General features: G+C 73.3%; 17 protein-coding genes and 1 pseudogene. 3 read left to right on the top strand and 15 right to left on the bottom strand.

The window, feature by feature from the left end; translation table 11 throughout:
• Positions 1 to 7: 7 nt before the first annotated feature.
• Positions 8 to 1,435: a vWA domain-containing protein gene (locus ACLE50_RS15645; protein ID WP_410944279.1), complete on the bottom strand. Its 1,428-nt coding sequence runs from the start codon at positions 1,433 to 1,435 to the stop codon at positions 8 to 10.
• 49 nt (positions 1,436 to 1,484) lie between these two features.
• On the bottom strand, positions 1,485 to 2,351 hold the full coding sequence (locus tag ACLE50_RS15640; protein ID WP_410944278.1) for an AAA family ATPase: 867 nt from the start codon (positions 2,349 to 2,351) through the stop codon (positions 1,485 to 1,487).
• Positions 2,352 to 2,454: 103 nt separating this feature from the next.
• On the opposite strand from ACLE50_RS15640, the gene ACLE50_RS15635 reads away from it, so the two are divergent.
• Both ACLE50_RS15635 and ACLE50_RS15630 read left to right on the top strand, forming a co-directional pair.
• Entirely contained in the window at positions 2,455 to 4,557 is a 2,103-nt protein-coding gene (locus ACLE50_RS15635; RefSeq protein WP_410944277.1) for a RecQ family ATP-dependent DNA helicase, read from the top strand.
• A gap of 77 nt (positions 4,558 to 4,634) precedes the next feature.
• Entirely contained in the window at positions 4,635 to 5,630 is a 996-nt protein-coding gene (locus ACLE50_RS15630; protein WP_410944276.1) for an ABC transporter substrate-binding protein, read from the top strand.
• Positions 5,631 to 5,672: 42 nt separating this feature from the next.
• Here ACLE50_RS15630 and ACLE50_RS15625 read toward each other — a convergent pair whose 3' ends face one another.
• The 12 genes and pseudogenes from ACLE50_RS15625 to ACLE50_RS15570 form a co-directional block, all read right to left on the bottom strand.
• Positions 5,673 to 6,284 carry a hypothetical protein gene (locus tag ACLE50_RS15625; protein WP_410944468.1) on the bottom strand — a complete coding sequence of 204 codons (612 nt, stop codon included), beginning with the start codon at positions 6,282 to 6,284 and terminating at the stop codon, positions 5,673 to 5,675.
• Positions 6,285 to 6,504: 220 nt separating this feature from the next.
• A pseudogene (locus ACLE50_RS15620) lies at positions 6,505 to 6,966 on the bottom strand (glycosyltransferase family 39 protein); the annotation flags it as partial.
• A gap of 338 nt (positions 6,967 to 7,304) precedes the next feature.
• On the bottom strand, positions 7,305 to 8,567 hold the full coding sequence (locus ACLE50_RS15615) for a methyltransferase domain-containing protein (RefSeq protein ID WP_410944275.1): 1,263 nt from the start codon (positions 8,565 to 8,567) through the stop codon (positions 7,305 to 7,307).
• Between the two features lie 70 nt (positions 8,568 to 8,637).
• A complete protein-coding gene (gene proB / locus ACLE50_RS15610; protein ID WP_410944274.1) occupies positions 8,638 to 9,756 on the bottom strand; it encodes a glutamate 5-kinase in 1,119 nt (372 codons plus the stop codon).
• An 8-nt stretch (positions 9,757 to 9,764) separates the two neighbouring features.
• The gene (gene obgE, locus ACLE50_RS15605) at positions 9,765 to 11,264 is read right to left on the bottom strand and encodes a GTPase ObgE (protein ID WP_410944273.1); all 1,500 of its coding nucleotides are present in this window, start codon (positions 11,262 to 11,264) and stop codon (positions 9,765 to 9,767) included.
• Positions 11,265 to 11,360: 96 nt separating this feature from the next.
• Positions 11,361 to 11,618, bottom strand: a complete 258-nt coding sequence (gene rpmA / locus ACLE50_RS15600) for a 50S ribosomal protein L27 (protein WP_410944272.1) — start codon at positions 11,616 to 11,618, stop codon at positions 11,361 to 11,363.
• A gap of 12 nt (positions 11,619 to 11,630) precedes the next feature.
• Complete coding sequence (gene rplU, locus ACLE50_RS15595) at positions 11,631 to 11,936, bottom strand: 50S ribosomal protein L21 (protein WP_410944271.1); 306 nt, start codon at positions 11,934 to 11,936, stop codon at positions 11,631 to 11,633.
• Positions 11,937 to 12,093: 157 nt separating this feature from the next.
• Positions 12,094 to 15,747 (bottom strand): translation initiation factor IF-2 N-terminal domain-containing protein, encoded by a 3,654-nt coding sequence (locus tag ACLE50_RS15590; protein WP_410944270.1) that lies wholly within the window; start codon positions 15,745 to 15,747, stop codon positions 12,094 to 12,096.
• A 177-nt stretch (positions 15,748 to 15,924) separates the two neighbouring features.
• Positions 15,925 to 16,731 carry a TIGR03936 family radical SAM-associated protein gene (locus tag ACLE50_RS15585; protein ID WP_410944269.1) on the bottom strand — a complete coding sequence of 269 codons (807 nt, stop codon included), beginning with the start codon at positions 16,729 to 16,731 and terminating at the stop codon, positions 15,925 to 15,927.
• 69 nt (positions 16,732 to 16,800) lie between these two features.
• Positions 16,801 to 18,288, bottom strand: a complete 1,488-nt coding sequence (locus ACLE50_RS15580; RefSeq protein WP_410944268.1) for an amino acid permease — start codon at positions 18,286 to 18,288, stop codon at positions 16,801 to 16,803.
• Positions 18,289 to 18,411: 123 nt separating this feature from the next.
• Positions 18,412 to 18,963 carry a GNAT family N-acetyltransferase gene (locus ACLE50_RS15575; RefSeq protein ID WP_410944267.1) on the bottom strand — a complete coding sequence of 184 codons (552 nt, stop codon included), beginning with the start codon at positions 18,961 to 18,963 and terminating at the stop codon, positions 18,412 to 18,414.
• The gene (locus tag ACLE50_RS15570) at positions 18,956 to 20,923 is read right to left on the bottom strand and encodes a TIGR03960 family B12-binding radical SAM protein (RefSeq protein WP_410944266.1); all 1,968 of its coding nucleotides are present in this window, start codon (positions 20,921 to 20,923) and stop codon (positions 18,956 to 18,958) included. The genes ACLE50_RS15575 and ACLE50_RS15570 overlap by 8 nt, the downstream gene beginning before the upstream one ends.
• 136 nt (positions 20,924 to 21,059) lie before the next feature.
• Between ACLE50_RS15570 and ACLE50_RS15565 the strand changes: the two genes are divergently transcribed.
• On the top strand, positions 21,060 to 22,232 hold the full coding sequence (locus tag ACLE50_RS15565; RefSeq protein ID WP_410944265.1) for an acyl-CoA dehydrogenase family protein: 1,173 nt from the start codon (positions 21,060 to 21,062) through the stop codon (positions 22,230 to 22,232).
• A 22-nt stretch (positions 22,233 to 22,254) separates the two neighbouring features.
• On the opposite strand, the gene ACLE50_RS15560 is transcribed toward ACLE50_RS15565, so the two are convergent.
• The gene (locus ACLE50_RS15560) at positions 22,255 to 23,448 is read right to left on the bottom strand and encodes a fatty acid desaturase family protein (protein WP_410944264.1); all 1,194 of its coding nucleotides are present in this window, start codon (positions 23,446 to 23,448) and stop codon (positions 22,255 to 22,257) included.

The raw sequence follows: 23,448 nt of genomic DNA, 5'->3' as shown, positions 1-23,448 counted from the left end.
GGCCCGTTCAGACCGGCAGGAGCCCCTCGACGACGTCGGCGAGCTGTTCGGCGGTACGGCACTCGTGCATCGGGAGCACCTCGCCGTACGCCGGCGCGGCGGAGTCGCCGGTCCCCCACAGCCGTTCGGCCTCGGGGTTGAGCCAGTGCGCGTGCCGCGCGGCCGCGGCCATGGTGCGCAGCGCCCGCAGGTTCGGGTCACGGTGGTTGGTGCGGCCGTCGCCGAGCACCAGCAGCGAGGACCGCGGGGTGAGCGCATCGAGGTGGTGCTCGCAGAAGTCGCCGAAGGCGTGGCCGTAGTCGGAGTGCCCGTCGACGGCGACCAGGTCGGCCTCGCGCAGCACCCGCTGCATCACCCCGGCGAGGTCGGCGCCCGGCTCGAACAGGTGCGTGACCTCGTCGGTGCGCTCCACGAACGCGAACACCCGCACCTTCGAGAACTGCTCGCGCAACGCCTGGACCAGCAGCAACGTGAAGTGGCTGAACCCGGCGACCGAGCCGGACACGTCGCAGAGGATCACCAGCTCGGGCCGGCCGGGACGCCGTGTCCGGTACGCGGGGTCCATCGGCACGCCGCCGGTGGACATCGAGCGGCGCAGCGTGCGGCGCAGGTCGAGCTGTCCCCGGCGGGCCCGGCGGCGCCGCGCCGCGAGCCGCGACGCCAGTCGCCGGGCCAGCGGGTGCACGGTGCGGCGGAGCTCGGCGAGCTGGGTGGCGTTGGCGGTGAGGAAGTCGGCGCGGTCGGCCTGGGTCGGTGTGGTGGTGCGGGCGACCTGCTCGCGGCCGCGCTGCTCGGCGGTGCGCCGACGGACCTCCTCGCGGACGGTTCCCTGGAATGCGGCGATCCGGTCGCGGACCTGCCGGCGGCGGACCTCGGAGACGAAGCCGGTGTCGTCGTCGCGGGCGAGGCCGTCGAGGATCCGGGCGAGCAGCGTCTCCGGGGACAGGACGTTGAGCATCTGGTACGCGGACAGGCCGGGCTGCGCCATCCGGCCGCGGACCCCGGTCCCGGCCGCGCCCGCGGTGCCGATCGCCTCGACCGCGGCCCGGGCGAGCTGCTCGGTGGCGGCGGTGTCGCCGTCGCGCAGGAGTCCGGCGAGGGTCTCGCGCAGGGCGTCGACGTCGACCGGGGCGTCCTGCTCGTCGGCGGTGCGGGGGATCTCCACCCCGCCGGTCCCGGCGCCGAGCACCGGCGGGAACCACAGCTCGAACAGGGCGTCGAAGGTGTCGCGCTGCCCGGACCGGCGCAGCAGCGCCGACGCCAGTCCCTCGCGCAGCTGCTCGCGTTCCAGCAGGTCCAGCGCCCCGAGCACCCGCGCGGCGTCCACGGTCTCCCCCGGCCCGACGGCAACGCCGTGCCGGCGCAGCGCCGCGACGAAGTCGACCAGGTGCCCGGGCAGGCCGTGCTCGGGTGCGGGGGCGGACGGTCCGGTCACCCGGCCATCATGCGGCACACCGCTCATTCACCAGTAGTGACGAGCGGGCTCAGTTGAGCCGCAGCTCCGACGCCGCCTTCTCCGCGTCGGAGCGGTGCTTGAGCACGACGCCGAGGGTGGCGCGGGCGGCGTCGTCGTCGAGGGTGTCGAGGCCGAGCGCGAGCAGGGTCCGCGCCCAGTCGATCGTCTCGGCGACACTGGGGACCTTCCGCAGCTCCATCGCGCGCAGCACCCCGACGGTCCGGACGAGCGCATCGGCGAGCTGCTCGGGCAGCTCCGGCACCCGGGTCAGCACGATCCGGCGCTCCATGTCGGCGTCCGGGAAGTCCAGGTGCAGGAACAGGCAGCGCCGCTTGAGCGCCTCGGACAGCTCGCGCGTGGAGTTGGAGGTGAGCAGCACGAACGGGCGCCGGTTCGCCGTCACCGTGCCGAGCTCGGGGATGGTGACCTGGAAGTCGGACAGGACCTCCAGCAGCAGGCCCTCCATCTCGACGTCGGCCTTGTCGATCTCGTCGATGAGCAGCACCGTCGGGTCGGCGCGGCGGATCGCGGTGAGCAGCGGGCGGGCGAGCAGGAACTCCTCGGAGAACACGTCGTCGCGGGCGGCGTCCCAGCCCTGCTGCTCGCCCTGCGAGGCGGTGATCCGCAGCAGCTGCTTGGCGTGGTTCCACTCGTAGAGCGCGCGGGCCTCGTCGATGCCCTCGTAGCACTGCAGGCGCACCAGCCCGGAGCCGGTGGCCTCGCTGACCGCCTTGGCCAGCTCGGTCTTCCCGACGCCTGCCGGGCCCTCCACCAGCAGCGGCTTGCCGAGCGTGTCGGCCAGGAACACCGTGGTCGCGACGGCCGTCGAGGCCAGGTAGCCGACCTCGCCGAGCCGCTCGACGACCTCGTCCACCGACCCGAACGTCCCAGCCACGGCCCCATCCTCACCCATCGATCCCGCTGTGGCACAGCAGGGCAGGCGGCGGACGCGGCACCGGCGCGCGAAACTGTCGGTGCCCGGGTCCACCATGGCTGTCATGACCACCGCATCGCAGACCCTGCGCGACCGGGCCGAGGCCGTCCTCGAGCAGCTCGCCGGCCCGGGCGCCCGGCTGCGCGAGGACCAGTGGACTGCCATCGAGGCGCTCGTCGCCCAGCACCGGCGGGCACTGGTCGTGCAGCGCACCGGCTGGGGCAAGTCCGCGGTGTACTTCGTGGCGACGGCACTGCTGCGCGAGCAGGGCGCAGGACCCACGGTGATCGTGTCGCCGCTGCTGGCGTTGATGCGCAACCAGATCGACGCCGCGATCCGCTCCGGGATCGTCGCGGTCACGGTCAACTCGGCCAACGCCGACGAGTGGGACGCGGTGTACGCCGACATCGAGAACGGCGACGTCGACGTGCTGCTCGTGTCCCCGGAGCGGCTCAACAACCCCGACTTCCGGGACCGGGTGCTGCCGAAGCTGGCCGCGACCGCCGGGATGCTGGTGGTCGACGAGGCGCACTGTGTGTCGGACTGGGGCCACGACTTCCGGCCGGACTACCGGCGGCTGCGCACGCTGATCGCCGAGCTGCCGCCGGGGATCCCGGTGCTGGCGACGACGGCGACCGCGAACGACCGAGTGGTCACCGACGTCTCCGAGCAGCTCGGCATGGGCCGTGAGGACGACGAGGGCACCCTGGTCCTGCGCGGCTCGCTGGACCGCGAGTCGCTGCGGCTCGCAGTGGTGCAGCTGCCGACGCCGGCGCGGCGGCTGGCCTGGCTGGCCGCGAAGCTCGACGAACTGCCCGGCGCGGGGATCGTCTACACGCTGACCGTGCAGGCCGCCGAGGAGGTCGCCCAGTTCCTGACCGAGCGCGGGTTCTCGGTGCGGTCGTACTCGGGCAGGACCGCACCGGAGGACCGGCTGTCCGCGGAGGCGGACCTGCTGGCCAACCGGGTGAAGGCGCTGGTGGCGACGTCCGCGCTGGGCATGGGCTTCGACAAGCCGGACCTGGGCTTCGTGGTCCATCTGGGTGCGCCGGCGTCGCCGGTGGCCTACTACCAGCAGATCGGTCGCGCCGGGCGTGCGCTGGACCGGGCCGAGGCGATCCTGCTGCCCGGCCGCGAGGACCGCGAAATCTGGGCCTACTTCGCGTCGCTGGCGTTCCCGCCGGAGCCGCTGGTCCGCCAGACGCTGGGCGTGCTGTCCGAGCACCCGCAGTCGACGGCGTCGATCGAGACCCGCGTCGACCTGTCCCGAACCCGGCTGGAGATGCTGCTCAAGGTGCTCGACGCCGACGGCGCCGCGAAGCGGGTGAAAGGCGGCTGGGTGGCGACCGGCGAGGACTGGGTCTACGACACCGAGCGCCACGAGCGTGTGAACGAGGCGCGCCGGGCCGAGCAGCAGGCGATGCTCGACTACATCGCCACCACCGACTGTCGGCTGGTGTTCCTGCGCCGCCAGCTCGACGACCCGGACCCGACGCCGTGCGGTCGCTGCGACACCTGCACCGGCACCGTCTGGTCCGACGACGTCGACGCCGACGGCGAGCGCGCCGCCGAGGAGCAGCTGTCCCGTCCCGGGGTGGAGATCGCGCCGCGGAAGATGTGGCCGTCCGGGATGGCCGAGCTCGACGTGCCACTGTCCGGGAAGATCGCCGCCGGTGAGCAGGCGGCGCCGGGGCGGGCGATCGGGCGGCTGTCCGACATCGGCTGGGGCACCCGGCTGCGCGAGCTCGTGACCGGGCCGGACCAGCCGGTCCCGGCCGAGGTGTTCGACGCGGTGGTCCGGGTGCTCGCCGGATGGGGCTGGGAGCGGCGCCCGGTCGGCGTCGTCGGGATCGCGTCGCGGACCCGCCCGCACCAGGCCGACCACCTCGCCCGGCGGATCGCCGAGATCGGCCGGCTGACCTATCTGGGCACGCTCACCCCCGCCGGGGAGCGCCCCGGGCCGAAGGAGAACTCCGCGCAGCGTCTCGCCGCGGTGTGGGCCGGCCTCGCCGACGCCGAGGTACCGGACCTGTCCGGGGTGGACGGTCCGGTCCTGCTGGTCGACGACGTCGTCGACTCCGGCTGGACCCTGACGGTCGCGGCCCGGGCGCTGCGCCGAGCGGGGGCGACGGAGGTGTTGCCGCTGGCCCTGGCGGTGTCCGGCTGAGCCGCGGCCACTTGACACCCCACCCCCGCTCGACTGAGGTATGCCTCACCTCAGTCGAAGGGTGGACCATGGGCCGGTTGCCCGCAGCCGTCGCAGCGTGCATCGCACTGCTCGGTGTCTCCGTGCTGCTCGCGGGTTGCGGTGGCGCGTCCGCACCCGCGTCGTCGTCGCAGGCTCCGCAGGCCAGTGGTGCCGGGTTCCCGGTGACGGTCCGGCACGCGTTCGGCGAGACGACGATCCCGGCGAAACCGCAGCGGGTGGTGGTGCTCGGGCTCAACGACCTGGCCGTCGCGCAGAAGGTGGGTGCGCCCGTCGTCGGGGCGGTGCGGAACGTGACCGGCCCGGCAGCCCTGCCCTACCTTCCTCCGCTGCCCGACGACGTCGCCGGCCTCACACTCGGCGACGTGGGTGCGGAGAAGGTCGCCGCGTACCGGCCGGACCTGATCCTGGCCGTCGGCTTCCCGCAGATGGACCAGGCGATGTTCGACCGGCTCAGCGAGATCGCTCCGGTCGTCACCTACGCCCGCTCGCTCTACGGCGACTCCATGCAGGACGACGCCCGCCAGGTCGGGCGTGCGCTCGGCGAGACCGAGAAGGTCGAGAAGCTGATCGCCGACGCCGACCACCGGGTCGCGCAGCTACGGACCGAGCTGCCCGGGCTCGCCGGGAAGACGTACCTGTTCGGGCAGGCCCGCGGCCAGGTACTGCCGATGGTCGTCGGCGAGCAGAACCAGTCGACGGTGTTCATGCGGAGCCTCGGGCTCTCCGTACCGCCGTCGTTCCGCGACGCCCCCGCCTCGGACGCCCTCGCCCCCGGCACCGTCGGCCTGTCCTACGAGGAGGCCGGTCGCCTGTCGGAGGCCGACCTGCTGCTGATCACCTTCGCCCGCCCCGACGATCGGGCCTTGTTCGAGCAGAACCCGCTGGTGAAGACCACGCGGCCGGTCCGGCAGGGCACGTTCACCCCGCTGACCCTGGACCAGGCGGTCGCGCTGCAGGCGCCGAACGTCGTCGGCGCGAGCTGGCTGCTCGACCAGCTGCGGCCGTCGCTGGAGCGGGTCGCCGGGCGCTGACCGTCGGGTGGCCCGAGCGCCGACCGGGCAGGCCACGCGAGCTCACCCGACGTGCCGGATCTCGGGCCACAGCTCGGGCCACGGCCGCAAGGGAATCCGGCAGACCCAGACGGTCCCGCCCTGTTCCTGGTTGTCGAGGCCCACGCCGTTGTCGATCCGCGCGGCCGGCACCACCGAGGCGAACCACCCGGTGAGCTGGTCGCGGTCGTACCCGGTCACGACGGCCGTGGTCGCCGTGACCGGGGGGATGGCCCAGTCGGCGTAGGAGTTGTGTCCGCTGACCACGGCCAGCCGCGGCGCGAACCGCTGCAGCGCACCCGCCTCGCCGTAGTTGCGGGTGAGCACCACGGTTCCGGGTGGCTGGGCATCGGCGACCCGGGCGACCGTCGCCGCGAACGCGGGCCAGCCGACGGTCTCGCCGACGTCGGCGACCATCGCGGTGATCGGCGTCGAGGCCAGCATGTGTTCCGGGACGACCGGCAACATGAGCGTGGCGTCGACCAGCGCCGACAGCGCCACCGCCGCCCCCACCAGAGCCGTTCGTACCCGCGTGGTCCAGGCCCACCGCACGACCGGGCCGGCTCCGGCGGCCAGCAGGACCGGGTAGAGACCGGCCAGGTAGTAGGGCTTTCCACCGGTGACGGTGAAGATCACCGCGAGCAGGCCGAACGCGAGCGGGGAACGCCGCGAGCGTCCGGTCCCGGGCGAGCGCGACGATCCCCACCACCCACACCGGCACGAGCAGCGGGCTGATCAGCAGCACCTGGAACGGGACCACCAGCCACCACGGCGAGCTGGACGTCGAGCCGCCGGCGGCGATCGAGTCCGTGAGCGTGAGCAGCGGCCAGCCGTGCCGCCCCTGCCAGAGCAGGAACGGTGCCCACAGTAGGGCCGCCAGGAGACCGGCCACCCAGAACCACGCATCGCGCAGCGGCCACCGTGGCCCGACGAGCAGCAGGGCCACGACGAGTGCCCCGAGCAGGAACGCGGTCAGCGGCTTGTTCAGCAGACCGACACCGGCCGCGGCACCGACCGGCAACCACCGGGTCCCGCCCCCGCCCCGCAGGGACCGGATCGCAGACCAGGACACGACCGCCCAGACGAGGAGGTCGGTCGTGGTGGTGGAGAGCAGGTGGCCGGTCTGCAGCAGGATCGCCGACACCGCGATGCAGCCCGCGGCCAGAACCTGCGCGGATGCGCGGGCCCCGAGTTCCCGCGCGATCGCCGCGGTCACCAGCACCACCCCGGCGGCCAGCAGGGCCGGGAGCACGCGCAGGCCCACCAGCGAGTCGCCGAACACCGCCGAGGCCGTCCGGGCGATCAGCGGGGTCAGCACGCCCTGGTCCACGTAGCCCCACGCGAGGTGCCGGCCCGCGGCGAGGAAGTAGAGCTCGTCGCGGTGGTAGCCGTAACCCCCCGCCGACAGCAGCAGCACCGCGCCGGTCAGCGCCGGCAAGCTCCCGTGGGCTACCGGGGACGGTGCGGGCGCCGGTCTCGATGACGCCCCGCCCTCCGCTGTCGTCACGGGCCCAGTGTGCCGGGTTCCGCGACACCCTGACGCCTGGTCGGCCTACCGCTCCGGCATCTCCGGACCGCATCCGGTGCCGACCGGCCGGCCCCGCCGGGATGCCCTCCGGAAAGTACCTCGGCCAGTGAGACATCTCGGGGAACGTCTCAGCTACTGAGGCGTTCCGCCTTCGGTCCCCCGCCCCAGCTCGGCCGCAGCACCGTGCCGGCCCCGTCGACGATCTCGGTCGGGTCCGGCTCGGCGGACGGCTCCAACCCGGGCACGACCGCCTCCACCCGCAGGTCCGACGCGTGCGGGCACCCTGCGCCCACCCAGCCCTCCAGCAACGCGATCAGCCGAGCCGCCGCGACCGCGCCCCCGGGGCCGAACCCGCGCACCGTCGCCGACGGCTCGGCGAGCAGCAGCGCGCAGCCGTCCGGGCTCGCGACGCCGAGCGTGCCCCGGGAGCCCGGCAGCGGGAACAACGTGTCGGCGAGCCCGCCGGACGACGGCCCGACCAGCCGGAACACCGCCGGATCGGCGACCGCGCACCACAGTCCGAGCCCGTCCCACAGGTCCGCGGGCGAACCACCGATCGGCGCCGGCCGGTCCCCCGCGGGTTCACCGAGCCACCCGGTCACGGTGTCCGCGGCGCCACCGGATCCTCTGGGCGGCCCGTCCGCGGTGGCACCCGGACCCGCAGAGCCCGGATCCACCGGGAACACCGTCCAGCTCCCTGCCCGGCACCCGTTGCTCCCGTCGGGGTCCGCGCCCTCGCCGCGCAGCCGGATGAACGCGCAGCTCCGCACGGACGTCGATTCCAGTCGCCCCGGACCGGTCCGGGTGAACGCCACCGACAGCTGGCTCCCGCGCACGGTCAGCGGCAGCACGAGCCGTCCGTCCGGGGCGAGCTGTTCCACCCACTCCCGCCGCACCCCGGACGTCCCGACGGTCAGCTCGATCCGGTCGTACGGCGCCGACGGCGGGTACCCGAGCGCGCCGTCGCCGGTGACCGTCTCGACCCGCTCCAGCCCGGCCGCGGCGAGATTCGCGCGCGCCCCGGCGACCAGGTCGTCGTCGATGTCGACGGAGGTGACCGCGCCGCCGGAGCCGACGAGGTGCGCGAGCAGGCCCGCGTTCCACCCGCCACCGGCACCGATCTCCAGCACCCGGTCCCCGGGGCGGGCGTCGAGCTGCTCCAGCATGATCGCGACCATCGACGGCTGCGAGACCGAGCTGACGGCGGCTCCGTCGTCGTCCTGCTTGATCGTGACGGCGCCGTCGAGGTAGGCGTCGGCAAGGTCGATACCGGGCAGGAACAGGTGCCGCGGGACGGCCTCCAGCGCGTCACGGATCCGCGGGCTGCGGACCCGGCCGTCGCGTTCGAGATCCGCGACCAGCCGTGCCCGGGCGTTCTCCGCGGACGGCATACCGGCATCGTCGCCGGTCAGGGGCGTGCGGACAACCGGGGCACCGACGAGACGGCACGTCCGGATGAGATCAGAGGAACACCAGGTCGTCGGCGTGGACGAGCTCACGACGCTGCTCGGGCGGCAGCTCGCGGGTCCGGCGACCGATCATCGACGGCAGCTCGGCGGCGTCGTAGGACACGACCCCGCGGGCGATCGCCCGGCCGTGCGGCGCGAGCAGCTCGACGACGTCGCCGGCGACGAAGTCCCCGGAGATGCCGTGCACCCCTGCCGCGAGCAGCGACCGGCGACGTTTCCGGACTGCCTCGACCGCGCCGGCGTCGAGGTCCAGGGCGCCGCGGACGTCGGCGGCGTGGCGCAGCCAGAACCGGCGCGCGCTCATCCGCCGCCCGGACGCCCGGAACGCGGTGCCGACCTTCGGGCCGTCGTCGCCGGTGGCGAGCGCCCCGGTGACCTCCTCGGCGGAGGTGAGCAGCACCGGGATCCCGGCCGCCGACGCCATCGCCGCCGCGGTGACCTTGGTGGCCATCCCGCCGGTGCCCAACCCGGACCCGGGCCGCGAGACGCTGATCCCGGCCAGCTCCGACGGGTCCTCCACCTCGCCGACCAGCGACGATCCGGGTTCGCGGGGGTCGCCGTCGTAGAGACCGTCGACGTCGGAGAGCAGCACCAGCGCGTCCGCGCCGACGATGTGCGCCACCAGCGCGGCGAGCCGGTCGTTGTCCCCGACCCGGATCTCGGCGGTGGCGACGGTGTCGTTCTCGTTGACCACCGGCAGCGACCCGAGCCCCAGCAGGCGCTCCAGGGTGCGCTGGGCGTTGCGGTAGTTGGACCGGCGGATCATGTCGTCGGCGGTCAGCAGCACCTGCCCGATCCCCTGCCCGTGCCGCGCGAACGACGCCGAGTACGCGTGCGCCAGCAGCAGCTGCCCCACCGACGCAGCCGCCTGCTGGGTGGCCAGGTCACGGGGCCGCTTGCGCAGCTGCAGCGGGGCGAGCCCGGCCGCGATCGCCCCGGACGACACGAGCACGACCTGCGTGCCCTCGCCACGGCGCGCCATGAGGGCGTCGACCAGCGCGTCGAGCCGGGCCGGGTCGAGCCCGCCGGACAGGCTCGTCAGCGACGACGACCCGACCTTGACGACGACACGCTTCGCGGCGCCGAGCGCCGATCGGGTCGACGAGCTCATCGGCCGGGTCAGTCCTCGATCTCGTGGTCGGACGAGTAGTGCGCGCCGGCGGCGAGCTCGGCGTCGGACAGGTGCTCGCGGCGCGCGGCCCGGGCGCGCTTGCGCTCGGAGGCGCCGACGCGGTCGTTGCGCTCCATCCGGACGTCGGTCCCGCGCCCGGACATCAGCGCGGCGACACCGGCCGGGGTGGTCGGCTCCCACTCGAACGACACGTCGCCGATGGTGACCGGGCAGCCGGGGACGGCACCGGCCTTGGCCAGCGCCTCCTCGACGCCGAGGCGGGCGAGCCGGTCGGCGAGGTAGCCGACCGCCTCGTCGTTCTCGAAGGCGGTCTGGCGGATCCAGCGCTCGGGACGCTCGCCGCGCACGACGAAACCGTCCTCGACCTCGGGGTCCGGTTCGACGGTGAAGCCGCTGTCGCCGATGGCGTGCGGCCGGATGACGGTCCGGGTGACCTCCGCCTCCGGACGTGCGGCGCGGGCCTCGGCGACCCGTTCGGCCATCGCGAAGCTCAGCTCGCGCAGCCCCTGCCGGCTCGCGGTGGAGATCGGGAAGATCGGCCAGCCGAACCGCTCGGCCAGGTCGGCGCGCACGAGGTCGACGAGGTCGGCGGCGTCCGGGACGTCGATCTTGTTGAGCGCGATCATGCGGGGGCGCTCGTCGAGCCGCTCCCCCAGCGCACTCTCGCCGAGCTGGTCGGAGTAGCGGGCGAGCTCGGCCTCGAGGGCCTCGATGTCGGACACCGGGTCGCGCTCGGTCTCGAACGTCGCGCAGTCCACGACGTGCACCAGCACCGAGCAGCGCTCGACGTGCCGCAGGAACTCCAGGCCCAGGCCGCGACCCTCGGCGGCGCCGGGGATCAGGCCGGGGACGTCGGCGACGGTGAAGACCTCGTCGCCCGCGGTGACCACGCCGAGCTGCGGGACCAGCGTCGTGAACGGGTAGTCGGCGATCTTCGGCCGGGCCGCGGACAGCGCCGCGACCAGCGACGACTTGCCCGCGCTGGGGTAGCCGACCAGGCCGACGTCGGCCAGCGAGCGCAGCTCGAGGGTGTAGGTGATCTCGTCGCCGGGCTCGCCGAGCAGCGCGAAGCCGGGGGCCTTGCGGGCCCGCGAGGCGAGTGCGGCGTTGCCGAGCCCGCCGCGCCCGCCCTCGGCGGCGACGAAGCGGGTACCGGCGCCGACCAGGTCGGCGAGCAGCTCGCCGTCGGAGTCGAGCACGACGGTGCCGTCCGGGACGCGCAGCTCCAGGTCCTCGGCGTTGGCGCCGTTCTTGAACGCGCCCTGGCCCTGGGTGCCGTTGGCGGCCATCGCGTGCGGGTGGTGGTGGTAGTCGAGCAGCGTGTGCACGCCCGGGTCGACGACCAGCACGATCGAACCGCCGCGACCGCCGTTGCCGCCGTCGGGGCCGCCGAGCGGCTTGAACTTCTCACGGTGCACGGAGGCGCAGCCGTTGCCGCCGGCTCCCGCGGTCGCGTGCAGCACGACGCGGTCCACGAACCGGGACATGGGGCTGCTCCTCTGGAAGAAGGGGTGAGACGACGAACGGCGGGCCCCCCGTTACCGGGGTGACCCGCCGTCGGCGTCGCTGTGCTGGCGGGTCGCTCAGACCTCGGCCGGCACGATGTTGACGGTCTTGCGGCCGCGCTTGGAACCGAACTCGACGGTCCCGGCGGCGAGGGCGAACAGGGTGTCGTCCTTGCCGCGGCCGACGTTCACACCCGGGTGGGTGCTGGTGCCGCGCTGGCGGATGAGGATCTCGCCCGCCTTGACGACCTGGCCGCCGAAGCGCTTGACGCCGAGGTACTGGGCGTTCGAGTCGCGACCGTTGCGGGAGCTGGATGCACCCTTCTTGTGTGCCATGACGCAGGCTCCTTACTTGCCGATCGCGGTGACCTGGACCTTCGTCAGGGGCTGACGGTGCCCCTGACGCTTGTGGTACCCGGTCTTGTTCTTGAACTTGTGGATCCGGATCTTCGGACCCTTGGTGTGCTCGACGACCGTGGCGGTCACCGCGGAGGTGAGGCCGGTCGCATCGGTCGACACCTGGTCGCCGTCGACGAGCAGCACGGCGGGGAGGCTGATCTCGGCGCCGGGCTCACCGTCGATCTTCTCGACGGTGACCACGTCGTCGACGGCCACCTTGTACTGCTTGCCGCCGGTCTTGACGATCGCGTACATCGCTGACGCACGACTCCTGAAACATCGGGGGCGCGGCTGGCGCGCTCGGGTTCTCACAGCTCGCGCCGGATCGGCGCGCACGCCGCGGACCCGGTCTTGCACTCCAGGCGCGGCTTCTGTCGGTCAAGGGTACGCGACCCCGTTACCGGGGTCGAACTCACCCCCCGTCCTGCGGAGGACCCGCGGGACGGGACGCGGCCCGGCGGGAACGCCGGGGCCGGGAGACCACCGCTTCGGGCTCCGGCTGGGCCGGAGCCTCCGACGATGGAACGGCGGTGGGCGCGGCCGGGCGCTGCCCGGTCGTGCCCGTGGTGATGACGACCGGGTCGGCGCCCCGCACGGGGGCTCCGGCCGACCGGCTCACCCGGCGACGCCGGGGGGCCGGCTCCGCCGCGGGTTCGGGTGCGACGGAGGCCTCCGACGCATCGGTGACGGATGCGGGCTCCGGCGTGGGCGCGGGGGCACCCACCGCCCCGGTCGTCGCGGGCGCCACCGCCCCGGTCGTCACCGGCTCGACACCCGGCTCGGTCTCGTCCGGGTCGGCGGCCGGCTCGGGCGCGGGCGCCGCCTCGGTCACGGTGGTGCCGGCCGGAGCCGTCTCCCCCGCGGACACGGCGGCGTCCCCGTCCGAAGGCGTGCCCGCGGCACCGGAGTCCGCGGCAGCGGGATCCGTGGCCCCGGCGTCCGCAGAGCCCGACGTCGCGGCGCCGGAATCCTCGGCGCCGGAGACCGTGACGTCGGTGTCCGTGGCGTCGACGTCGGTGTCCCTGGCGCCGGTGCTCGTGGTGTCGGCGGCCGCGGCGTCGGTGTCCTTGGCCAGGCTCCCCGCGATCACCGCGGCCGCGGCAGCGGCCGAGGTGGTCTCGACGGTCCGCTCGGCGTCGCCGGAACCGTCCCTGTTGCCGTTGCCGTTGCCGTTGGCGCCGTGGCCGTTGGTCCCGGCCTCGACGGCGTGGCCGTTCGAACCGTTGTCCCCGTTGCCGGAGCCACCGCCGCCACCCCGGCGACGACGACGGCGTCCCCCGCCGTCCCCGTTGCCGTTGTTGCCGCCGTTGTTCTGGGCGCCGTTGTGCTGCCCGTTGCCCTGGGCGCCGTTGCCGTTGTTGCCGTTGCCGTTGTTGCCGCTGCCGTTGTTGCCGCCGCCACCGTGCTGGTGGTCGGACTCGGTCGAGACGATCACGCCACGGCCGCGGCAGTGCTCACACGGCGTCGAGAAGTGCTCGAGCAGCCCGCCGCCGACCCGCTTACGGGTCATCTGGACCAGGCCCAGCGAGGTCACCTCGGCGACCTGGTGGCGGGTGCGGTCCCGGGCCAGGCACTCGGTCAGCCTGCGCAGCACCAGGTCCCGGTTCGCCTCGAGGACCATGTCGATGAAGTCGACGACGATGATCCCGCCGATGTCACGCAACCGCAGCTGGCGCACGACCTCCTCGGCCGCCTCCAGGTTGTTGCGCGTGACGGTCTCCTCCAGGTTGCCCCCGGAGCCGGTGAACTTGCCGGTGTTGACGTCGACGACGGTCATCGCCTCGGTCCGGTCGATCACCAGCGTGCCGCCCGATGGCAGCCAGACCTTGCGGTCCAGCGCCTTGGTCAGCTGCTCGTCGATCCGGTACTCGGTGAACACGTCGCGCGGGCCGGTGTGCCGGTGCATCCGGTCGGCCAGCTCGGGCGCGACGTGGTCGACGTAGCCCGAGACGGTCTCCCACGCCGAGTCGCCGGAGACGATCAGCGTCGAGAAGTCCTCGTTGAACTGGTCGCGCACGACCTTGACCAGCATGTCCGGCTCCTCGTAGAGGAGCGTCGGCGCCTTGGGGGCGCCCTTGCCGGTCTTCTCGGACTTCTCCTTGACGACCTCCCACTGCGCCTGCAGCCGGCGGACGTCGCGCTCGAGGGACTCGTGCGAGACGCCCTCGGACGCCGTCCTGATGATCACTCCGGCCTCGGACGGGACGATCTCCTTGAGGATCTCCTTGAGCCGCTTCCGCTCGTTGTCGGGCAGCTTGCGGGAGATGCCCGCGGCGCCGCCGGAGGGCACGTAGACCAGGAACCGGCCGGCCAGCGAGATCTGTGTGGTCAGACGGGCGCCCTTGTGCCCCACCGGGTCCTTGGTGACCTGCACCAGGACCTGGTCGCCGGACGACAGCGCCTGCTCGATCTTGCGCGCCTTGCCGTTGAGGCCGGCGGCGTCCCAGTTGACCTCACCGGCATAGAGAACGGCGTTGCGGCCGCGCCCGATGTCGACGAACGCCGCCTCCATCGAGGGCAGCACGTTCTGCACGCGCCCCAGGTAGATGTTGCCGACCATGCTCCCGGCGCCGGAGTTGCCGCCGGTGATGAAGTGCTCGACGAGGACGTCGTCCTCCAGCACTCCGATCTCGGTGCGGTCGGACTGCTGGCGGATGACCATCTTGCGGTCCACCGACTCGCGGCGGGCCAGGAACTCCGACTCCGACAGGATCGGCGGACGACGACGGCCTGCGTCGCGGCCGTCCCGGCGCCGCTGCCGCTTGGCCTCGAGCCGGGTGGAGCCGCGCACGCCCTGCACCTGGTCGTCCGACGACGACTCCTGGCGGGCCTCGCGGACCTTGGTGACGGTGTTCGGCGGGTCGTCGTCGGTGCTCGAGTCGGAGTCCGACCCGCCACGGCGACGACGGCGGCGGCGCCGGCGCGACCCGGACGAGCCGCCCTGCGAGCGGTCGTCGTCGCTGCCGTCGTCGGAGTCGGAGTCGGAGTCGTCGGACTCGGAGTCGGACCCGTTCGAGTCGTCGTCGGACTCGTCGGCCCCGGAGCCCGAGCGTGTGTCGGACGACGAGTCGTCGGAGTCGTCGTCGGACTCGTCGGAGTCGTTCTCGCCCTGCTCGTCGCCGCCCTTGCCACGGCCACGGCCACGACGCCCCCGGCGACGGCGGCGGCGGTTGCTCTCGTCGTCGCTCGGGTCGCCCTCACCGGAGTCGGCCTGCTCGCCGTCCTCGGAACCCTCGCCGGAGGTGGTGTCCTCGGCCGGGGTGGTCTCCTCGGCGGGAGCCTGCTCCTCGGCGCGGCGCCGGTTGCGCTTACGGCCCTTCTTGCCGCCGCCCTTGCCCTCGTCGCCGGAGTCGGCGGCATCGTCCGAGCCCGTCTCCGGGGTCTCGGTCCGCTCGGCGGGCTTCGCCGGGGCGGCCGGGGCGGTGGGCGCCTGGAACATCGGCACGGCAAAGGTCGGGGTGAGCGACGCGGCGACGGCGGCGGTCTCCTCCGCGCGCCCGGCCTCGTCGGCGCTCCCCGCGTCGGTCTTCTCGGGGCCGGTCGCCTCCGGGCCGGTCTTCTCCGCGTCGGCGCTCGCCGGCCCGGAGCCGGCCTGCTCGGCGGCCGGGGTCTCGAACGGCGAGCCGGCGGCCTTCTTGGCCTTGCCACCCTTGCGGGTCCGCTTCGCCTTCGCCGACTCCTCCGCTGCAGGCTCCGAGGGGCCGGTGGCGGGAGCGGCGGCGTCGGTGGCGGCGTCGAACTCCGCGACGTCGGCGTCCGCGGCGGGCTCGGCACCGACCGGCACGGTCGCGGTGGTGGCGGCCGGGGCGGCGGTCTCCCCCGCCACCGGCGCCAGCGCGGCCACGACCTGCTCGGCCGTGGCGCGGGTGATGCTGGACTGGACGCTGCGGACCTCCTGGCCGAGGTCGCTCAGCGCGGAGAGCACCTCGCGGCTGGCCCGGCCGAGCAGCTTGGCCAGGGCGTGTACGCGCATCTTCTCCGGAAGGTCAGGCGCCGCGTTCGCGGCGGGGTCCGACACACCGGGGGACCCGCCGGAGGTGCCGGCGGGTGCGTCGTTCGTCGTCATCGAGCTCCATTCGCCCCCGGGCGCCTCACGGGAGGCGGCCGCGCAGGGACCTTGCGCGTTTCACGTTCCGCAGCTCGCGCCGGTTGCGCGGTACGGCACATCTGGTGTCGCTGCTCCCGGGGATCCGGGAGTCGTGCCGACGGCGTCCGCGGCGGCGGATCGGGTGTGCCGACCGCGTCAGGATCCGATCGAGCCGGCCCGGGTGTCCGGAACGGCGCCGAGCGGATCCACCAAGGCGCCGCCGTCGTCGAGCAGGCCCTGCGCCAGCCGGGTGGCCGTCACCGGAACCGGCGGCGTCAGGTCTGCGACAACGGCGAGCGCACCCAGCACGTCGTCGGGTCGAACGGTCGGTGTCGTCTGCCGAACGACCGCGGTCAGTATCGCACAGTCGCCGGACCGATCCGGGGAACCGGCCGCGTCACCGTGGACGTCGCTGGTCACCGGCGGTTCGATCGTCAGAGCGGCCAGGGCCGCGCGCACGTCGATCTCCTTGCGGCCGGACGGCGTGACCCGGGTCACGGTGACGTCGTCGCGAGCCAGCAGTGCGGTCACGGCCGCCTCCAGCTCAGTGACCGGGACGCCCCGCACCTCGAGGCGCCAGAGCGTCGCGTCGATCCGGTCCGCGAGCGCAGGCGGCGACGCCACCGCGGCGGCGAGGACGTCGAGCCCGTCGGGCAGCGCCTCGTCCAGCGCGGCGCGCAGCGCCTCCGGGTCGGTCTCGCGGGTCAGGCCCAGCTCGACGTACTCGGCCTCACTGGCCGCACCGGTCGGCGCGGCACCGACCCAGGACAGCCGCGGATGCGGGCTGAACCCGTGGGAGTGCGCGACCGGCACCCCGGCCCGGCGTACGGCCCGCTCGAAGCTGCGGGCGACATCGCGGTGGGACAGGAAGCGCAGCCGGCCCCGCTTGGCGAAGCGCAGCCGGATCTTCTGCACCGTGGGAGGTGCCGGGTTCGCCGCCACTCCCTGCCCTACGCGCGCCATGGCCCCAGTCTAGGCCGGGACCACGGCGCGCTCCGGCTGCCGTGCTCCGCGCTCAGCCGTCCCGGTGGCTCAGCCGTCCCGGTGCGGGCGGTCGGCGCGGACCGGGAACTCCCCGGTCCAGCCCATCCGCTCGTCGGCCGCCGCCATGACGCGCTTGCGGACGGCGAACCAGCCGGCCGTCAGCAGGATCGCCAGCAGCGGGATCGAGGCAACCGTGTAGGTGCCGGTCGGGTAGTCGTAGGCCATCAGCACCAGCACGACCAGCAGGAACACCAGGACCGCGCCCCCGGTCCACGGCGAGCCCGGGAGCCGGAACGACGGCCGGTGCAGGATGCCGGCCTCGGTCATCCGCACGAACCGCATCTGGCACAGCACGATCGTCGCCCAGCTCGCGATGATGCCCAGCGAGGCGATGTTGAGGACGATCTCGAACGCGTCCTTCGGCACGACCGCGTTCAGCCCGACACCGAACAGGGTGATCACCGAGGTCAGCGCGATGCCGCCGTAGGGGACGCCGCTACCGTTCATCCGGCCGGTGAACTTCGGCGCGGACCCGTTCTTCGACATCGAGCGCAGGATCCGGCCGGTGGAGTAGAGACCGGCGTTCAGGCTGGACAGCGCCGCGGTGAGCACGACCAGGTTCATCACGGTGCCGGCGCCGGGGACGCCGATCGCGGCGAAGAACGTGACGAACGGGCTCTCGCCCTCCTTGTAGGCGGTGTAGGGCAGCAGGAGTGCGAGCAGCACCAGCGACCCGACGTAGAACACCGCGATCCGGGCGATCACCGAGTTGACTGCACGCGGCATGATCTTCTCGGGGTCCTCGGTCTCCCCCGCCGCCGTGCCGACGAGCTCGGTCGCGGCGTAGGCGAACACCACGCCCTGGGTGATGACGACGACCGGGAGCAACCCGGTCGGCAGGAACCCGCCGTGGTCGGTGATCACCGACAGCCCGGTGGACTCGCCCTGGACCGGGAACCGGCCCGCCAGGAAGATCGTCCCGACGACCAGGAACAGCACCAGCGCGATCACCTTGACCAGCGCGAACCAGAACTCCAGCTCGCCGAAGAGCTTGACCGACACCAGGTTCGCGCCGAGCACGACGACGAGTGCGATGAGCGCGATCAGCCACTGCGGCACGGCGTCGAACACCGCCCAGAACTTCATGTACAGCGCGATCGCAGTGGTGTCGACGATCGAGGTGAACGCCCAGTTCAGGAAGTACAGCCAGCCGGCGACGAAGGCGGCCTTCTCGCCGTAGAACTCGCGGGCGTAGCTCACGAACGACCCCGACGACGGCCGGTGCAGCACCAGCTCGCCGAGCGCCCGCAGGATCAGGAAGACGAAGAACCCGCAGATCGCGTAGACCACGGCCAGCGCCGGGCCGGCCGAGGCCAGCCGGCCACCGGCACCCAGGAACAGGCCGGTGCCGATGGCACCGCCGATCGCGATCATCTGGAGCTGGCGCTTGCCCAGCCCCTTGTCGTAGCCCTCCTCCTCGTGCGCGAAGGACTGCCGAGACGACCGGTTCCCGGCCTGCTCGTCGGCCTGCGTCATGACGCCCCCGAAATATGGTCCGCCCGGTCGGCGTCCGTCGTGGGCTCCGCCGGGATCGGGGGCACGCTAGCCCCGGGCTGTGACGGTGATGTGTCGAGGGCCGATCAGTGGTGTTCGCCGTGCTCAGGCGCGCGGGTCGAGCACCAGCAGGGTCTCCCCCGCGGCGGCGAACCCGGCCCGCTTGTAGAAGGCGACGCTGCCCGCGGTCGGGGCGAGCACCAGCCGCTTGTGACCGCGGTCGCGGGCGTGCGCGACAACCGCGGCGAGCAGCGCGCGCGGCACCCCGGCCTCGGCGAACGCGCCCAGCACGAACGCGTTGCCGACCTGCCCGGTGCGTGCGCCGCGCCCGCCGGGGCGGGGCATCTGCACCGTCTCCAGCAGGTTGATCGAGCCGACCGGGGTGTAGCCGGCGCGGTCGCTGCCGGCCTCGGCGATCCAGAACGCGCGCCGCGGCTGCTCGACCCGCCACCAGGCGGCGAAGGTCTCCTCGAAGCCCGGGTCGTCGACGGGGCGGCCGGTGCGCTCCTCGGTCCACTGCCGGCGCAGCCGGGCCAGCGCGACGACGTCGCGCTCGTCGGCGACGCGCACGCGCAGGCGTCGGCCACCGAACTCCCACGCCTCGGCGCCGTCCCGGTCCGGGTCGGGGATGGAGGACAGCCCGGCGGCCTCAGCCACTCGGCTCCCCTCCGCCTGCGCCCGACGCGATCGGGTTGACCACGGTCAGCGGCAGCAGCGTGGTGCCGCTGGGACCGACCTCGATGTCGGTACCGGTGGAGGGGCAGACGCCGCAGTCGAAGCACGGCGTCCAGCGGCAGTCGTCCTGCTCGCGGCCCTCCAGCGCCTCCTGCCAGTCCTCCCAGAGCCAGTCGCGCTCCAGACCGGAGTCCAGGTGGTCCCACGGCAGGATCTCGTCGGCGTCGCGCTCGCGGGTGGTGAACCAGTCGACGTCGACGCCGGCCGGGGCCAGCGTGGTGGCCGCGCAGTCCAGCCAGCGGCGGTAGGAGAAGTGCTCGGACCAGCCGTCGAAGCGGCCGCCGTCGCGCCACACCTGCTCGACGACCGCGCCGACCCGGCGGTCGCCGCGGGCCAGCAGTCCCTCGATCAGCGATGGCTCGCCGTCGTGGTAGCGCATGCCGACGTTCTTGCGCGTCTTCCGGTCGGAGTTGACCAGCTCGCGCAGCTTGCGCAGCCGGTCGTCGACGACCTCGGGGCTGGTCTGGGCCGCCCACTGGAACGGGGTGTGCGGCTTGGGCACGAACCCGCCGATGGAGATGGTGCAGCGCACGTCGTTGCGCCCGGACGCGCGGCGGCCGGCCTCGATGACCCGCTGGGCCATCCCGGCGATCTCCAGAACGTCCTCGTCGGTCTCGGTGGGCAGCCCGCACATGAAGTAGAGCTTCACCTGCCGCCAGCCCTGGGAGAACGCCTCGGCACAGGTCCGGATCAGGTCCTCCTCCGAGACCATCTTGTTGATCACCCGGCGGATCCGCTCGGAACCGCCCTCGGGGGCGAACGTCAGGCCGGAGCGGCGGCCGTTGCGGGAGATCTCGTTGGCCAGGTCGATGTTGAACGCGTCGACCCGGGTGCTCGGCAGCGACAGCGAGGTGTTGGTGCCCTCGTAGCGGTCGGCCAGGCCCTTGGTGACCTCGGCGATCTCGGAGTGGTCGGCGCTCGACAGCGACAGCAGGCCGACCTCGTCGAACCCGGAGGCGCGCACCGAGGCGTCGACCATCTCGCCGATGCCCTGCAGCGACCGCTCCCGAACCGGGCGGGTGATCATCCCGGCCTGGCAGAACCGGCAGCCGCGGGTGCAGCCGCGGAAGATCTCCACCGACGCCCGCTCGTGCACCGTCTCGGCCAGCGGGACCAGCGGCTTCTTCGGGTAGGGCCACTCGTCGAGCTCGACGGTGGTGCGCTTCTGCACCGTCGCCGGGACCCGCTCGTCGGCGGGGGTGACCGCGGCGATCTTGCCGGTGGCGTCGTCGTAGGTGACGTCGTAGAGCGCGGGGACATAGCAGCCGGGCGTGGCCGACAGGCGGATCAGCAGCTCGCGGCGCCCGCCGGGGCGGCCCTGGTCCTTCCAGCCCCGGACGACGTCGGTGATGTCGCCGACGACCTCCTCGCCGTCGCCGAGCGCGGCGACGTCGACGAAGTCGGCCACCGGCTCCGGGTTGAACGCCGCGTGCCCACCGGCGACGACGACCGGGTGCGTGGTGTCGCGGTCGGTGGCGTGCAGCGGGATCCCGGCGAGATCCAGGGTGGTGAGCAGGTTCGTGTAGCCCAGCTCGGTGGAGAACGACACGCCGAGCAGGTCGAACGAGCCGACCGGATGGTGGGCGTCGACGGTGAACGCCGGGACCCCCGACTCGCGCATCAGGGTCTCGAGGTCGGGCCAGACGGCGTAGCAGCGTTCGGCCAGCGCGTCGGACCGCTCGTTGAGGACCTCGTAGAGGATCTGGACGCCCTGGTTGGGGAGGCCGACCTCGTAGGCGTCCGGGTAGAGCAGAGCCCACCGGACGGCCGCGGAGTCCCACGGCTTGACCTGCGAGTTCCCCTCACCGCCGACGTACTGCACCGGCTTGGAGACACGGGGCAGGATCGGTTCCAGGGCGGGGAAAACGGAGGTGGGTGCCACGCTGCACCAGCGTAGCCGCGTTCACCGGGCGTGTTCCCACTGGGCGGCGGGTAGCCGAGACACGGCTCACACGGGCCTCGCACAGGGCTCACCTACCCTGAGCGACGACCACCGTCCCCCAGCACCCGGAGTTGTCTTGTCCCCATCGGATGCCGAGCTCCGCACCCGGTTCCGGCCGCTGTTCGACGAGATCGCCGCCGGTGCGGTGGAGCGCGAGCTGGAGCGCCGGCTGCCGGAGAAGGAGATCGCCGCGCTGCGCGACGCCGGTTTCGGTGCCCTGCGCGTGCCCGCCGAGCTGGGCGGCTCCGGTGCGACGCTGCGGCAGCTGTTCTCGCTGCTCGTGGACCTGGCCGCGGCCGACTCGAACATCCCGCAGGCGCTGCGCACGCACATGCTGTTCGCCGAGCTGTGGCAGTCCGACCCCGACGACGCCGTGCTGCGCGGGCGGCTCGGGCTGATCGCCGACCGCAAGCTCGTCGGCAACGCGATCTCCGAGCGCGGCGGCGTCGTGCGCAACTCCTCGACCACCGTGCTGCGCCGCGACGGCGGGAGGCTCCTGCTCGACGGCGAGAAGTTCTACTGCACCGGCACCCTCTACGCCGACCTGGTCGACGTCGTCGCACTCGACCCGGACGGCAACCGGGTCACCGTGCTGGTGGAGACCACCGCCCCTGGCGTCGAGCGAGTCGACGACTGGCGCGGGTTCGGCCAGAAGCTCACCGCCAGCGGCACCACCCGGTTCACCGGCGTCGAGGTCGACCCGGCGCAGGTGCTCCCGGCCCCGACCGACGTGCACGTACCGGTCCGGCAGGCGTTCCTGCAGCTCGTGCAGCTGGCCTGCATGGCGGGCATCGCCCGGCGCGCCGCCGACGACGTCGCAGGCTACGTCCGCGACCGCACCCGCAACTGGCCCTACGGCAACGCCGACCTCCCCAAGGACGACCCGCTGGTCCAGCAGGTCGTCGGGAAGGTCGACGCGCTCGCCTTCACCGCCGCGGCCACCGTCGACGCCGCGGCCGCGTCGCTGGAACGGGCGCTGAGCGAGCCGGAGCACGCCGACACCGCCGAGCTGGACGTGTACCGCGCCCAGTCGACGGTGCCGAAGCTCGTGCTCGACGCGACCTCGGAGCTGTTCGAGGTCGGCGGTGCCTCCACCGTGGACACCGGCCGGGCCCTGGACCGGCACTGGCGCAACGCCCGCACGCTCGCCGTGCACAACCCGATCGTCTACAAGGAGCAGGTGATCGGGAACTACGTGCTCAACGGCGTCGTGCCGGTGCTGTCGCTGTCCTCGGGTGTGTCCGGCTGAGGGTGTGTCCGGCTGAGCCGGTTCAGCGCTTCCCGTTGGGCAGCGCCAGCCGGTTGATCGTGCCCAGGACCTGCATGTACTGCTTCCACAGCGGTCCGGAGGTGTACTCCAGCCCGTACTCGGCGCACAGCGCGCGCACCTCGGGGGCGACCTCGGCGTAGCGGTTGCTGGGCAGGTCCGGGAACAGGTGGTGCTCGATCTGGAAGCTCAGCTGTCCGGTCATCAGGTGGAAGAACCGGCCGCCGTCGAGGTTGGCCGAGCCCAGCAGCTGGCGGACGTACCACTCGCCGCGGCTCTCGTCCTCCAGCTGCTCCTCGGTGAACTGCACCGCGCCGGTCGGGAAGTGCCCGCAGAAGATCACCGCGTGCGACCAGACGTTGCGGACCAGGTTCGCCGTCAGGTTCCCGGCCAGCACCGGCAGGAAGAACGGCCCGGCCAGCGCCGGGAACGCGACGTAGTCCTTGAGCGCCTGCCGGCCGGTCTTGCGGGCGATCGACTTGAGCTGCTGCCAGGCCCGCTTCCAGGACTTCCGCCCGGTGACCAGCCGCTCGACCTCCAGGTCGTGCAGCGCGACGCCGTACTCGAAGAACAGGCTCAGCAGCAGGTTGTAGAGCGGGTTGCCCAGGTAGTACGGGTTCCACCGCTGCTCCTCGGACAGGCGCAGGATGCCGTAGCCGACGTCGCGGTCCTTGCCGACGACGTTGGTGTAGGTGTGGTGCATGTAGTTGTGCGAGTGCTTCCACTCCGCGGAGGAGGAGACGTTGTCCCACTCCCACGTCGAGGAGTGGATCTTCGGGTCACGCATCCAGTCCCACTGGCCGTGCATGACGTTGTGCCCGATCTCCATGTTCTCCAGGATCTTGGCGATCGAGAGCATGGCGGTGCCGGCGATCCAGGCCGGGGGAAGCGCACCGGCGAACAGCAGCGCGCGGCCGCCGATCTCCAGGTAGCGCTGCTTGCGCACGACGTCGCGGATGTAGGCGGCGTCGGACTCGCCGCGCTCGGCGAGCACCCGGTCGCGGATGACGTCGAGCCGGCGGCCCAGCTCCTCGATCTGCTCGGCGGTGAGGTTCGTCGTCGCGGCGACGTCCTCACGACGGCTCGAGGGCACCAGCTCCAGTGCGGGGCGCTGCGGGTGCTGCTCGCGGCCGGTCTCCTCCGGGCCGGGCTCGTCGGCCGGGCCGGTGGTGGTGCGGGTGTCCAGAGTTGCGGTCAT

The organism is Pseudonocardia phyllosphaerae, assembly GCF_046546475.1.
Lineage (GTDB): Bacteria > Actinomycetota > Actinomycetes > Mycobacteriales > Pseudonocardiaceae > Pseudonocardia > Pseudonocardia phyllosphaerae.
Note: the sequence above shows the minus strand (reverse complement) of the source record. Positions and strands in the feature narration are given on the sequence as shown.